The sequence below is a fragment of the Lysinibacillus sphaericus genome, from assembly GCF_005217585.1.
Lineage (GTDB): Bacteria > Bacillota > Bacilli > Bacillales_A > Planococcaceae > Lysinibacillus > Lysinibacillus sphaericus.
Window position 1 is genome coordinate 1821073 of the sequence record NZ_SZPT01000002.1, and the last position, 14641, is coordinate 1835713.

Annotated in this window: 10 protein-coding genes; 3 read left to right on the forward strand and 7 right to left on the reverse strand. The window is 35.6% G+C overall.

All coding sequences use genetic code 11. The features are described from left to right. Positions 1-81 precede the first annotated feature (81 nt). The 4 genes from FC748_RS14225 to FC748_RS14240 form a co-directional block, all read right to left on the reverse strand. Complete coding sequence (locus FC748_RS14225) at positions 82-1980, reverse strand: N-acetylmuramoyl-L-alanine amidase (RefSeq protein WP_024362446.1); 1899 nt, start codon at positions 1978-1980, stop codon at positions 82-84. Positions 1981-2223: 243 nt separating this feature from the next. After that, positions 2224-3168: a C40 family peptidase gene (locus FC748_RS14230; RefSeq protein WP_024362445.1), complete on the reverse strand. Its 945-nt coding sequence runs from the start codon at positions 3166-3168 to the stop codon at positions 2224-2226. A 398-nt stretch (positions 3169-3566) separates the two neighbouring features. Then, the gene (locus FC748_RS14235) at positions 3567-4031 is read right to left on the reverse strand and encodes a hypothetical protein (protein WP_108029398.1); all 465 of its coding nucleotides are present in this window, start codon (positions 4029-4031) and stop codon (positions 3567-3569) included. Positions 4032-4125: 94 nt separating this feature from the next. Then, positions 4126-5322: an ATP-grasp domain-containing protein gene (locus FC748_RS14240; RefSeq protein ID WP_167492681.1), complete on the reverse strand. Its 1197-nt coding sequence runs from the start codon at positions 5320-5322 to the stop codon at positions 4126-4128. A 569-nt stretch (positions 5323-5891) separates the two neighbouring features. Between FC748_RS14240 and FC748_RS14245 the strand changes: the two genes are divergently transcribed. Then, on the forward strand, positions 5892-6773 hold the full coding sequence (locus tag FC748_RS14245; RefSeq protein WP_024362442.1) for a helix-turn-helix domain-containing protein: 882 nt from the start codon (positions 5892-5894) through the stop codon (positions 6771-6773). Between the two features lie 39 nt (positions 6774-6812). Here the strand turns inward: FC748_RS14245 and FC748_RS14250 are convergent, their stop codons facing one another. From FC748_RS14250 to FC748_RS14260, 3 genes are all read right to left on the reverse strand, one after another. After that, positions 6813-7895: a CAP and S-layer homology domain-containing protein gene (locus FC748_RS14250; RefSeq protein ID WP_108029396.1), complete on the reverse strand. Its 1083-nt coding sequence runs from the start codon at positions 7893-7895 to the stop codon at positions 6813-6815. A gap of 207 nt (positions 7896-8102) precedes the next feature. Next, the gene (locus FC748_RS14255) at positions 8103-8762 is read right to left on the reverse strand and encodes an S-layer homology domain-containing protein (RefSeq protein ID WP_167492682.1); all 660 of its coding nucleotides are present in this window, start codon (positions 8760-8762) and stop codon (positions 8103-8105) included. An 81-nt stretch (positions 8763-8843) separates the two neighbouring features. Continuing rightward, the gene (locus FC748_RS14260) at positions 8844-12326 is read right to left on the reverse strand and encodes a hypothetical protein (protein ID WP_420798341.1); all 3483 of its coding nucleotides are present in this window, start codon (positions 12324-12326) and stop codon (positions 8844-8846) included. 375 nt (positions 12327-12701) lie between these two features. Between FC748_RS14260 and FC748_RS14265 the strand changes: the two genes are divergently transcribed. Both FC748_RS14265 and FC748_RS14270 read left to right on the forward strand, forming a co-directional pair. Continuing rightward, positions 12702-13379 (forward strand): hypothetical protein, encoded by a 678-nt coding sequence (locus FC748_RS14265; RefSeq protein ID WP_108029393.1) that lies wholly within the window; start codon positions 12702-12704, stop codon positions 13377-13379. Next, the gene (locus FC748_RS14270; protein ID WP_193768761.1) at positions 13376-14632 is read left to right on the forward strand and encodes an efflux RND transporter periplasmic adaptor subunit; all 1257 of its coding nucleotides are present in this window, start codon (positions 13376-13378) and stop codon (positions 14630-14632) included. The genes FC748_RS14265 and FC748_RS14270 overlap by 4 nt, the downstream gene beginning before the upstream one ends. Positions 14633-14641: the final 9 nt, after the last annotated feature.

A 14641-nucleotide genomic window follows, 5' to 3' on the forward strand; every position in this document is an offset into this window, starting at 1 on the left:
GATCAAAATCTACTATCGCCAGTTAAATCCAAATAAAAAAGAGCTACACAGTTCATATTTTGAACAATGTAGCTCTTTTGATTATTGTTTCGCGTAGTATTGATAAATTCCTTTATAAATCGCTTCAGCAAATAACTCAACATATTGATCATCTGTCATTTTACCTCGGTCTTCACTATTCGTTAGGAAGCCTAGTTCAACTAGAATCGATGGAATTAACATGTTACGAATAACATAATATTGTTGTTCTTTCACGCCACGATTTTTCATGTTTAAGTTATTCACAATTTGGTTATTTACAAAAGTAGCTAAATCAATATCTTCTTGATACATATCTCCTGTTGTCACAGCATAATATGTTTCAGTACCTTGTGCAGAGGTGCTAGATGCTGAGTTTACATGAATACTAACAAAGATTTCACCATAGTTTGCATCTGTAAAGTCAACGCGATCTTGCAGTGATGGGTACGTATCACCTGTACGTGTCATTGACACTTTTGCTCCAGCTGCTTCCAGCTTTTGTCGTACAAGTGTCCCAACTTTTAAGGTAATAGCTTTTTCTGATTGGGAACCTACTACAGCGCCTGGATCTTTACCACCGTGACCAGGGTCAAGAATGATAATACGATTTTTAAGTGGATTGCCATTTTGGTTTAATAGTTTTAAATACGATTTATGCACGTAACCTTTTTGACCATCAAAAGTGATTTCAGCCCAATAGCCATTAATACTGTTGACATGCACATAATCGCTCTTGCTTAATTTACCTAATACCGTTGAGGTAGAGTTCGCTTCTTTACGAACATTTAAACTATCAACAGTTGCACGACCTAGTAAATCTCCTCCTGTTACAGGTGGAAGCGTTGGATCTGGTTTTGAAGGCTGTTCTACTTCTACATCCTCTGTGCTATTTGCAACAACATAACCTGGCAAGCCATTTACGATTGTTAAATGGTAGCCATTAACCGTTTTGTAGACAGGCAGTTTAACATTACTATTAACTGTTGAAATGATTTTAGAAGAAGAAGTTGGCTTCACATAAAGATTAATACCTTGTGTTGTCTTTACTTCTTTTTGAATTTTGCCTAATGCATTACCATCTGCATCTAAAAACTGTGCGTACGTTTTATAAATATAAGCAAAGGCACCTTTATACGTTACTTTTAACCAGTCTCCTTCAATTGCATAGACTGATAGTTTTCCGCCTTTATTGACTGTGCCTACAATGTTTGTACTCAAATTTGAATCTTTTGATTTACGAATATTCAAGCCATCTGTTGTCACTTGAACTAAACCAATTACTTGTGATGTATCAGGAACAGCTACACCTTTTACAGGTAGCTCTAAACGATATTTTTCACTTTTTGCACGAGCAACAAATAATGCAAATTGTGCACGTGTTACCGAGCTATTTGGATTATAGTTTTGGCCGCTTCCTTTTGTAATACCATTATAGTAAATCGCATTGACGTATTGAACGTAAGGATTTGTAATCGCTACATCCACAAAAGGAGAATCCATATTTTCGTATTCACTTGCATCCAATTTAAATGCTTTTGTTAATACATAACTCATTTCATCACGAGTTAAAGGCTTGTTTGGTAAAAACTGACCAGTTATGTTTGTTTTAAAGAACCCTAATTGGATAGCACGTTCAACATAACCTGAAAGCTCTGTACCAACCGTTACATCTGAAAAGTTGGACTTGCTAACCGTTAATGGTTTATTACCTGAAGCCACAACTGCCATTTTGGCAACTTGTCCACGTGTTACCGTATTATTCGGTTTATAATACGTTTTACCTTTTTCTGTATACCCTTTTATAACACCTAAACTAACTAAATAATTGATCTCTTCATAAGCTTCATGCTTTGGTGTAACATCTTCAAAACCACCACTTGCATTTGCACTATGTATCGTAAACATAGAAGCTGAAATGAATAAGACGCATAATATAAGACTGATTTTTTTAAAGTACAATGTCTTATTTCCTCCCTTCATGTTTCGTGTTCTCGTGTTCATTTTAACAAAAATTCACTTGCAAAACTATCATAGATTGTAACTATTCGACATTTTTTTGTTATCACCTCATTTCACAAAGATTCATAAAAAGAAGAGAGCCTGCATGTGCAAACTCTCCTCCATTTATACGTTATTTAAAAGAACTTCCATGCAATGCTTTACTCCAAACGTAGCCCTTGTCCGAAGCAAAGTAGAAATTGATTATTTATTCACTTGCTTAGCACGCTCAATAAATGTCTCTAATTGAGAAATTTTTAACATTTCATCATAACCGAAGTTACCATTATCTTTACCTGCTGTAATTCCGTTTGATGCGATAATTGAAATATATTCTGTTGCCCAATAGTTTTCAGGAACATCTGCAAATGTCACAACATCACCTTGATGCTCAAGACCAAAAGCAACTACTAAAACTTTTGCAATTTGTGCACGAGTCATTGGAGAAGATGGATTAAATTTGCCGTTGTCATCACCAGAAAAAATACCTAATTTCGCTACAGCAGCAATTGCCCCAGCATGTGCATAAGTAGGTTTTACGTCTGCAAATGACGTATTTTTATCAGAAGTATCTAAGTTAAGAGCTTTTGCGATTTGAACAGCAACTTCAGCACGTGAAGCATATACTGTAAAATCAATTGCAGCTTCTTTTACTTCCGCTGCTGCTACTTTCGTTACTTCAGCTTGTTGTTCAGTGTCAAATTGTGCTACGCGTTTTGCGCCAACATAACGTGAGCTCCAGTAATATGGATCGTTTACATCAGAATAACTTACACCTTTACCTGTTTGAGAGTGAATCATTTTACCGTCACCTATGTATATCGATACATGTGAGATACCACTACCACTCGTGTTAAAGAACAGTAAATCGCCAACTTGAAGATCACTCTTCGCTACAGCAGTGCCTTGTTGATATTGTGAGCTTGAAGTACGATTTAATTTAATGCCTAAATCACTGAAGACTTTAGAAGTAAAGCCTGAGCAATCTAATCCGCTAGTAGTTGTACCACCATAAGCGTAAGGAATACCTAAATATTTCGAAGCTGTTTCAGTGACCTCATCTGCAGTCGCCGCTTCAGCGTTATCTATTTGAATTGTTGAAAATAACATAAAAGATGCAAAAATCGGTAATAACCATTTTTTCTTCATAAGTTTGTAATACCCCTCTCAAAGAACTTTTTTGCCTATACATAGACTATCACAAATGATGGTATTTTAATTTTTCAATTGTGTAACGGTTTTGAAAGTAAAAAAAACGTTGATATACCAACGTTTTGTGGTTTATCAACGCTAAAATATGGGTATTAATTAATGGGTATTCCGGCTTTTTGTAACATTCCTGTAATATAAGCCACGCTTTGTTACAATAGAGGACGACGAAAATTGCCAATAAAAACTCACGAATTGCTCGTAAAACAAGCGTTATCGCCGATAAAGACCCATGAATCGCCCGTAAACCATCAGAAAGTGGTCAACACATTCATATCAAAAAAGTGTTAGATTGAGCGCTCAATCTAACACTTTTTCCTTTAAGCCTTCTAACCGACTTATTCAATACGAACATTCCCTACATATTGTACACTGCCTGCTGTATTGCTAAATTTAACTTCCAAAACATAGCTTCCTTTGTCGGTTGGGAATTGAAATTCTCTAAAATCATCAAATTCCAGTTCAATTCGCTCGTCATCTTTTAACAGGACAGTTGACACTTGAGCATCAGTCCAAATATCTCCACCGTTTTTTTCGTTCTCCTCAAAATCCAATGATGTATGTTGACCTGGAAAGACTTTTATTTCATCCAATGACGATGCGTATTTTTTAATATCTTCGATGGACTTCTCTACATCTTCACTTGCTGTCTTCCAACTGATATTTGCTTCTGTTAATTGAACAGAGGCATGATTAAAATTTAAATGAGCAGTTGGCACTCCAACATCATAGTCCTCACCAATACAGCCTGTTAGCATAAAAGCAAAAAGCAATCCAATCAATAATTTACTCAATACTTTCATCTTACACCTCATTATTTTAGTTTAGGCTACGTTGTCAATATAAGCGCTTTGACTTGCTAGTAAAACTAAACTGTGGACATCACTTACACCATCATCATGAATCCGGATAAATCCCTTCAGCATATTCGATTTCTATCGTTTGAATTGCTAACCGACAGTTCTCAACTGCTTCTTCAACATTTCTCCCTTTTGTAATAATAAAGCCATGTTCGTCTTTTGGACTGTTCGTTTCTGTTGTGCCATCGCCTTCTTCAATATTACATTTATAGGCTACAATGGTTTCATCCGCATTTTGGAAATTTAATTTCTTTATTTTTTTATTCGGCTGGAATCTTAAATAAAAAACTGCGGCAGCACGATATTGTTGACTTACATCATATTTTTGCCAATTCTCTGTATAGATGGCATCTAAAGTCCATTGTGTTAAATCAACACCTGAAACGAAACGATGCAACGCTACAATCTGGTCGCCACCTGTTCTACAATGCGCAGCAATTATTTTAGGACCATATGCTGTCATTTTTATCTCTATATGGCATGGGCCGAAAACTACACCTGTTAACGTTAAAAAGTCCAAAACAAATAATGTAATCTCGGTTATTAATTCATCATTTAAAGTTGTTGGCACACTGTGACCATACGTTACAAAATCAGGTTCTGTATATTTATCTGTAATGCCCACGACATAGTGTTTTCGATTAAAAGAAAAAGTTTCAACACTAATCTCTACCCCTTCTTGGTAATCTTCCGCTATAAGGGTCGCGGGATTTTCTTTATCCAATAATTCGTATACTTCTTTAAATGTGGAGATTTTTTTAGCGACCTTACTACCTGTTTCAATGCATGGTTTTAGAATAAATGGAAATCCATTTTCATTAGCAAATTCGATTAATGCTTCTTTAGAATTAATGAGTTTAACATGAACATAACTAAAATTATTACGGTTTAGGAGATTACGTAAGTTACACTGATTCTTAAATAATTTTATTTGATCTGATTGTTTATATTTGTTTAATGGATATTCCTCTTGTAATGCCACGACAGCATTTTGACCATCTCCTGTAAATGATAAAATAGCATCTACGGGGTATTTTATTAATATCTTTCCTACTTCTTTTTTTAATAAAGTTATATCCTTATAATCTATTTCAAAGTAAATATCATCTGAATTCATTAAATCTTTCAGCTGTTTTTTTTGTTCTTTCTCGATACATATCACTTTTATGTTTAATTTCTTAATTGTTTTTAATGTATTCACACTACAATCAATAACCATTATCCTTTTTCTCATATTTTTTCTCCTTTTAATCCATTTGTTATGAAAAAACATCCTAAAAAATTAAATAATAGTTACATATCTCTTTATTTGAAGTTTTGTTCATAAAACTTATACAATTGTTATTTGCAGATAAATTAAAAAGGGAGGATAATGCAGATAATTATTATGATAGACAGCGCTATTAGTTCTTTTAATGCTTGATAGGCAAATACAATCAGGCATAGTTAAAAGGCCTGAGTCGATACACTACCGATTTCAGACCTTAACTGACTTCCCAATTAACGATGTTGCATTTATTTAAAATTCCGAAGTTAAAAATACTACTTTACGTATTTAGCTTGCTAGCTATTTAAAGTTCGAAAATATCTTTTACCATTATCCAACTAGTATAAAGTTACATTAACTACCGATTAAGTCCCAAATAAAACCGACAATCGCTGAAGAGTTAGCCGTAAAGATTTGTATGCCTGCCCACATCATTATTTCCCTCCTGCCATTCCATTTTCTATATTATCTTATGTTTTCAATATTATTTGTTAAAATGTAAACAAAAGTTAACATTTTACGAAGGGGCGAAGTACATGAAAATTGGAGAATTAATTCGAACGTTACGGCTACAAAAAAATTTACGTTCTAACGTACTCTATAAAAACCTACTAAGTCGACCTGCTATTGCTAAATTTGAACGTGGTGAAAGCGATACAACAGCTGAAAAATTTTTAAAGATGTTAGATCACTTAAATATTACGTTAGAAGAATTTAGTATCATTTATAATGATGGGAATAAGGACTTGGATTACATGCGAAAGTATGTAGAAGCTTTCTATAACCGAGATGTCAGTGCGTTATACATGGTCGCCGAACAAGTTGAAAATGAATACAAATTAACGGGCAATCTGAAGTTTTTGCATTATCGATCTTTAATTTTGTTATTAATTGATGATGTCCGAGGGACCGATGAACATCTTAACGAAATAACGTTGCTTCAAGAATATTTAATGAACTGCGAAAGTTGGGGTTATTACGAAATTACCTTATTCGCTAATAGTTTAAGCTTCTATTCTATAGAATTAATCGACCTTGTTTTTGAGCGTGCCAAAAACACATTACAACGTTATCAAAATCTTACGAGGTACCGTAACGAAATCGCCTTAATGATTTTCAATATTTTAGAGAAAAAAATTACGTGCAAGGATTTAGATGGTGCTAAAACGTATCTCACGGAGTTAGAAAATATAAAAGTAAGTGTAGTAGATAATATGTACATGCAAACAATGATTAAATTTTTCTCTGCCATCATCGCCCTTATCGATGGTGATACAACGAAAAACAAATCCATACTGCAAATTATTGAAGTTTTCTCTTTGTTGGAGCTAAAACTTAAAGCTGCACAATGCCTAGAGTTTTATGACAAAGTAAAGGGAATATATACAATAAAAATAAAAGAGGACATCTTCTCCTAGTAAGTGTCCTCTTGTTTCTATTTCCCCACTGTCATCAAGTTATTGACTAGAAAATAATTGTACCCAATAGAAATTCCCTTTGCCATCCACTGCGATGGCCACACCAGTGTTTGTATAATTTTCACGTAAAATATTATCGCGATGTGCTGGTGATGCCATCCATGCTTTAACAGCCGCCTCTGGAGTCGGAATATTTCTTCCTATGTTTTCACCTAGGCTCGTATATGAATAATCAAATAATGTTGCTAAATCCCATGGCATTCCGTAGTAGGGTGATTCGTGTTCAAAATAATGACGATTAATCATGTCCTGTGCCTTGATAACAGCCACTTGTGTTAAAGCTTCATCATAGTTAAGACTCTGTAGTTTTCTTTTTTGTCTTTCGTTATTGACTAACCTAATCACATCATTAGACATGGCAGATGAGTAATTTTTGGTCGGAATATAAGACTTCGATAAGTAATCATAGACTGCTTCGAAATTGGTTAGTGTCATTGAGAAATCAAGACTCCGTTCAACTATCGAGGCAAATTGTGCACGTGTTACCAATTGATTCGGTGCAAATTGTTTTGCATTGATTCCTTTAATAATGCCCACATCTGCAAGTGATTCAATATAATCCTTTGCCCAATGCCCTTCAGTAATATCACTGAACTTACTATTATTTTGTGAATCGACCTCAATATTGTAAGCAAGTGTTATCATTTTAGCAATTTGCATGCGCTTCAATGGCGCATCAGGATTAAAACAATCGCCATCTTGTAATATCCCTAATTCCACCAATGCACAAACTTCCTTGTAATAAGGATGCGCTGGAGATAAATCTCGAAAATGAGGTGCAGAGGGAGCAGTCATATTTAGTTGCATCGAACGGGCAATTGCCGCAGCTGCCTCCGCTCTCGTAATAGTCTGCTCTGGCTTAAATGTCCCATCCTGATAGGTTGTCATATATTGCTTATCCAACATGTGCTCGATGGAACGATTCGCCCAATGTGTAGATGGAACATCCTTTACTGATTCTGCCGCTAAGGCAACATCTAGTAGGTTTGGAAGAGGCACAGCATGTGGTGTAGCCAGCAAAATAAGCGACAAACCGACAATACTAGGTACTTTTTTTAACATAGCTTCCTCCTTAAATATGTATGAAAATTTTTGCATTCATGCCGATATTTCATCGCTTCATCATAAGCAATGAATATCCACTAGTGTATCGTTTTTACCCTATTTACCACATAATAAACATACCATTATTACCTGTTTTTTCCTACAAAGATTTTTAAAAAAATCACTCTACAGGCACGTTCATTCCCAAGAGTGATATTTATCTTGTTATTCAACCCCAATAATGTATAGGTCATTATTATTTTTTTGTAATATGCGATAAAGGAATAAAGCCATTTGACCACGTCGTACATCTGTATACGGAGAAAATGTCGTAGCGCTAGTACCTTGCGTAATCCCATAATCTACTAACGTTTGAATGTATCGATTGGTTTCAACGTCTTTTGTAAAATCTGTAAAAGGTGCAGTTAACGATGTCGCTTGTTGTAAATGAAAGCCCAGTGTCAGCATTTTTGCCATTTGACTACGCTTAATAGAAGTATCCGGATTAAATTGATTTCCTTTTTGGATAATACCATTAGCTGCTAGTGCTGCTATATAGCCATAATACTGATGCGAAGTTGGCACATCGCTAAAACCTGGATTGTCCACGTTGTTCGTTTGCAACTGGAGTGCTTGTGCTAAAAAATAAGCTGCTTCTCCACGCGTTAATTGTTGATAGGGGCTAAATGTTGAAGGTGTTGTACCAAATACAATGCCTTTATTGTATAGCTCGCTGACTGCATGATAGAGCTCAGTTTCACTATTATTGTTTGTAATATCTACAAATGGCATGGAAGCCGCTTCCGTAGGAATTACGGCAACACAAGGTGCTACAGCTAAAGCCGTAGCAAATGCCCATGCATATTTAGTATGCTTTATTTTCATAGACCTTTGCCCCTTTGTAATTGAATATATATTAACCATTTAAAATAACGAAAAGAGGGACCCCATCCCTCTCTTCATCCATTAGTCCAATCCTAATGTCTTTGCATGCTCTTGTAAAATGCGATAGTTGTAAACTAAATCTTGTTGCTCCAACGTTAGTGAGCTATATAGTTTTTGTGCAGCAATCACTTTCTTTTCAAAAGTTTTTGAATCGGGATCTAGTTCTCCAATCGCATTGACTACTTTTAATACTGCTGCTATATCTTTTTCTGCACCTTTTAGCTTATCGTAGTTGATCACTTGTCCTCTTACTTTGGAGTCTAGCGCCTTATACGCAGCTACTGCATTTTCAACATCTTGGATATACGTACTTGATGTTGGAGAAAGACTAGCGATGATTTCCACCACTTTTTTTACTTCACTCATGTTTTTCTCTGCTTCTAGTAAAATCGAATAATTCGATACTCTTTGTTTATCGGCTGTATTAAGGCTATCGTAGTCTTTACGAACGGACTCAATCATCCCAAAATACATTTTATCGCTCGGTTTTAAAGCTGCAATACTCTTGTAGACGTTAATTACATTATCTAAAGAAAGAAGCACTTGCTCATTATAGACGTATTTACGTTGTGTAGCCGTTAAATTATCATAGGCTTTCAAAATCTTTTGATATTGACTATCCATATTTTTAGATGTCATCAATTTATCAATCTCATTGATAACACTAATAACTGGCTTAATCAATTTTTCTTGGTCTTGTAGTGTTCTATAATTCGCTACTGCCAATTGCTGATCTTTCGGCAATGCATTATAAGCTGCACGAATTTCCTCAATACGTTTGACATATTGTTGTGGTTCAGTATTTGGCAACTCATCAATCATGCGTTGGACATTGCCAGCACCTAATATGCTTGTTTCCGCAGCTTGCAACAACTTGTAATTCGTCACATACTGCTGCATTTCTTTGCTGAGTGCTTCATACAATGCACGCGCATGTACAGTATCTTCTTGGAATGTCTTGCTCGATGCTTTTAACTTACTGATTAATTCGATTACGTTAGCTAATGGTTCATAGCTTTGTAATGTTGCCATATTGTTGACAAACGCCTTTTGTTCTTTTGTCAATTTATCATACGCTTTACGTGCTGCATTGACCTTGCTAACAAAATTATTGGCACTTGGGTCTAACGTATCGATTTGCACCATGACACTTAAAATTGGCTTCACTTGTCTTTCACGATCCGTTAATGTCTTGATATTTGAAACAAGCTTTTTCTGTCCAGTTGGTAGTTTATCGTAAGCAACACGTGCATTCATTAGCTTAGTTAAATAATCCTCTGCTTCTGGAACTGCCGCATCTATTAATGCAATCACTGTACTTGCGGAAGTAAGCTCCGTTTCCGCTGTCACCAGCTTTTCATAGTTGATGATTTTCTGTTGTTTGTCTGGTGGTAGTGCATCATAATTGGCACGTGCAGTTTTTAAATCGTTTAAAAACGTCTTACTTGTAGGCTTTAACGTTTCAATTAACCCGATTAATGATGCTACATCTTCAACAGCTGTTAACTGTTCATAATTGGTCACGCGCTTTTGAGATGCTGCATCTAATGCATTGTAAGCTTTACGTGCTGCAATTACCTTTTTCGTATAGTCTTTATTGGCTGGGTTTAAAGCAGAAATTAAATTAATAACCTTCACAACGTTGGCATTATTTTTCTCATACGTTGTTAATGTTTTATATTGCGTTACTAATCTTTTGGCATTTTTGTCCATCGCTTTATATTCAGCAGATAATGCCACTACTTTTGCAACAAATGTGGCATCTGGTTCATTGGCTAATGCATTGACTCTATCATCAAACTGTTGAGCAGTGGTGATATAGTTGTTTGCTGTTAACAACGCTGTGTAGTTCGTCACTAATGCTTGCGCTTCTGGCGATAGTTTATTATATTCTGCAAGTAAATTAACAACCGTGTCTTTATAATCTTTGCGTGACGTATTTAACCCCATAATAGGATCAATAAGATTCATAGCGTCCACTTGATTTTTTAAGTTTTTATAGCTTTTAACATACTCGCGTTTGGTCGGATCTAACTTTAAGTAAGCCGTGTTAGCAGCCTTTGCTCTTTTTGTATAGTCCTTCGCCGTTGGATTTAGTTTTTCAACTAACGTAATAACATTTAAAACTGCTTTATGAGAGCTCTCCCACGTTGTTAACTCAGACAAGTTTTTCACGATTTTTTTCACACTTGCCGCGTCAATTTTTTGTCCAGCAGGTGCTACAGGCGTATTATAGGCTAAACGTGCTTCTTCTATTTTAGAGATTTTATCTGGCACAGCCGCAATTTCAGAAATCAATGACTCAATGACTTCTGCAGCCGCAATATTAGATTCAGCTAATTGTAAATCTTCCGCATTTTTTACAAATTCTTTATTAGAAAGCTTATCATATTCCGCTCTTGCCGCCTTTACTGCTATACGATACGCGTCCGTATTAGAAATACGTAATGCTGTAATTTGCTTGGACACGTTGGCCGCCTCTTGGAAAGGTTTTAAATCGCCATAATTGGAAACTAAACGTTTTGTCTCTGCGTCCTTTAAATTGTTATAAGATGCTTCAATTGCTGCTACAGTACTGATAAAACTAGTAGCTGAAGTAAAATCTTCTGGTTTTTTCGTAGTTAGCTGCGTAATACTTGCAACAATCTTATCTGCAGAAGATAAATTGACTAGTACATCGGTATATTTTTTAAATGGCGTAACTGTTGTGTTAATTGGATTATACGCTGTAACAATTTTCTTTTGGTCAGCAGTTAGAGCATTATAGCTTGTTGTTACTTCAGCGGCTGCTGTAGCAATATCACTAGAGCTCGAAGATGACTCTATTTTAGAAATTAAATCTTCTAAGTTAATAATCGTGATGTCTACTGCATTTGCATCATCATTCATTTTTACAAGCTTGGCGATATCTGCACCGTTCTTTTTAAAATAATTGTTACGTTCCGTGTCGTCATAGCCGTATTGAAGTGATGTACCGCGAACAGACGAGACAATGTCTTTGGCATCATTGGCTAATGCTGTATTGACAGCTACATTAAAATTATTTTGAACAGCCAGATAGGAATTGGCTGCTGAAGTTGAACCTAAAAATGCAGTATACTCTGCTTGCACAGCGGCAACATCGTCAACAAATGTTCTACTTGTATAAGTAATTGCATTAATACTTTTACCTAGTTCATTTAATTTTTTGACGAATCCTCTTTGTGCCACTACATACTCATATTTCGCTTTAATAAAAGCTCGTTCATTATCATTAAAATCAGTCGTGCTTAAAACTTTAACATCGCCGTCTGCAATAACCATCTCATTCGCTGTGGATGTTTCGGAAAGCTTGCCGAATTGTTCAATCGTTTTATTTCTAGTTTCCGTTGTTGCTACAGCGTTGACATAAGCTACTTGTTCAGCTTGTACTACAGTTTGTGCTTGTGCTTCTTGTATATTAGCAATGGCTGCTGGTGTTAATAAAAGGCTCGTTAAGACACCCACTTTTAAAGGTTTCTTCAACTTGCTCATCCTTTCTTTTTACGTTATATAGGAAAATCGATATGTATCATATATTGCGAATCTACTATCTTTAGTATCGGTGATAATAACTTGATTTCAAGCTATTGTTGTAAACTCACATACAACCTTTACTAACTTACAGATAATTGCTATTTTTAGATAGAATAGACTTTTTAAAGGAAGTTATTGTTAGAATACTATATAATTGTGATAGACGCATTTATCCCGCATCGGACGTTTAAAATTAAGCCTAATTAAAGTCCCACCTTATTGAGAGAATTCCTTAAAAAAACTAGCATTTATACTATGTCATTTACCAGTAACTAGGTGTATACTACATCTTTAATATTTAATTTATTAGAAAGGGAGCTAGATATGTTTTATCACTACAAGTTTTGGCATAGCTTAACGCATCCCCTGAACTTTACACAAGCTTTGGAAACAGGAGAAATAAGAGGCTATAAAAAGCGTTCCTTTACGATTTTCTTTCTCTTCATGCTCCTTTTTGCAATACGTGAGTTTTGGGGATTAGGCACTGAAAGTTTAACAACATTATTTGCAACGAACCAGCAAGATGAATATTATACAGCCCGTTTGCTATCAATGGTCGGAGCCATTGTTTGGGGAATCATTTATTTTTGCTTCCACTATTATGGCGTTACATATATATTACATCTATTAACGGACATACCTTACAGATGGATTCAAAAAGTACAACTGTTTGTACTGGCATTTATACTTATTGAAAAGACCATTTTATTTGCAGTGTTTTACGCAGTAGGCTACTCTACAACTTTCTCCTTCTTATCACTTGCCCCTGTGGTACAGCAAGTGATAGATAAAGATGTTGTGTTATTCATTATTAATCAGCTAACAGTTACTACTGTACTGACGATTATTGTGCACTTTACTTTCCTTTCTAAATGGGAGGAAGCAGCAGATCGCAAAGCGCTGTTAGCAAAAATTATCATACTACAAGTAATAATGGCCGTTTTTGTTGGGATGATTAGCGTACTACCACTTCAAGAATGGATTACAAGGGGGCTAGGATGATGCGTTTTATAAAATCCAGACCTTGGACATGCCTTAGTATGATCGTGATGGCGATTTTAGTTGGCTTAAATGCCTTCTACGTATTCAAGGATAATAGCAAAGTAGCGCGTTCCTATTTTGTTGATGAATTTCAACGAGCTACTGTCGGTGACCGTGTAGAAACGGTGAAAAAAGATGCAATAGTTGCACCAGCCGAAACATATACAGTTTCTGCAGATGCGAAAAGTTTATCAGCAGTAAATGTAAAGCGTGGTCAGCACATTCAAGCAAGCGATTTACTCGCTACCTATAAAACAGAGCAAGTTGACGATGAGTTAACGAAGCTTGAGGCTGAACGGGACGCTTATGAAACTGAATTAAGTGACTTGCAATCCGCCTTGTCACAAATAGAATCGGATTTTGGAGGTACAGATAATCCAAAAAGTTCGATTAATACAGATCAAATTAGTGATAAATTAAATGTCACAGTAAAATTGGAGTTAGGTCAACAAAATACTCCATCTACAGCTGTAGCTATTTTAAATCGCCATATTGCAGAAGCTACACGTCAAATTGCCGTAATGGATGCTCAAATTGCCCAAATTCAAGCACGCCAAGGAGTAGTAAGCCCTGTTGATGGTGTTATTGCCAACGTCACAGACGAAGCTGGTACAGTAACATTTGAAATTTATTCAACAGAAAAAGCAATGCTTGTCTACTTATCTGAAGAAGAATGGCAACAGGTTGCGGCTGGGCAAAGGGTCGATTTTAAACTACAGCATTTCAAAGATGACCTATCAGGTATCGTACTTGAAAAATCAATGATTGCTACAAATCATGACGCTATATGGGCAAAAGAATTAGCAAAATCAGCGAAACTACCGAAGCCTACTAATTATGAAGTAATGCTACAACAAGACGATATGTTAGAAAATATTCCGTTTTCAACAGTTGGTCAGGCTGCAATCGTAGTGAATGAAGCTTTCGATGCTTATAAAGTGAATTCTTCTTGGGTTAAATCAGTAAAAGGTGCTAAGAGCGTCTATATAATTGACGAGGATGGAAAAATTCGTCTTGAAGATATTGAAGTTGCTTTTTCAACGAAAGATTCAACGATATTCACAAGCTATATAGATGTTGGTACGCCTATTTTAGCTAATGAAAAACGTAATATTTTAGCACGCACTTTCTGCTCAATGCCCGTGAAAAAAATTGAGTGGCAACACTTTAAAGAAATTGGCTGGAAAGACTACGTCAAATATATAATTTTCTAAACTAAATGG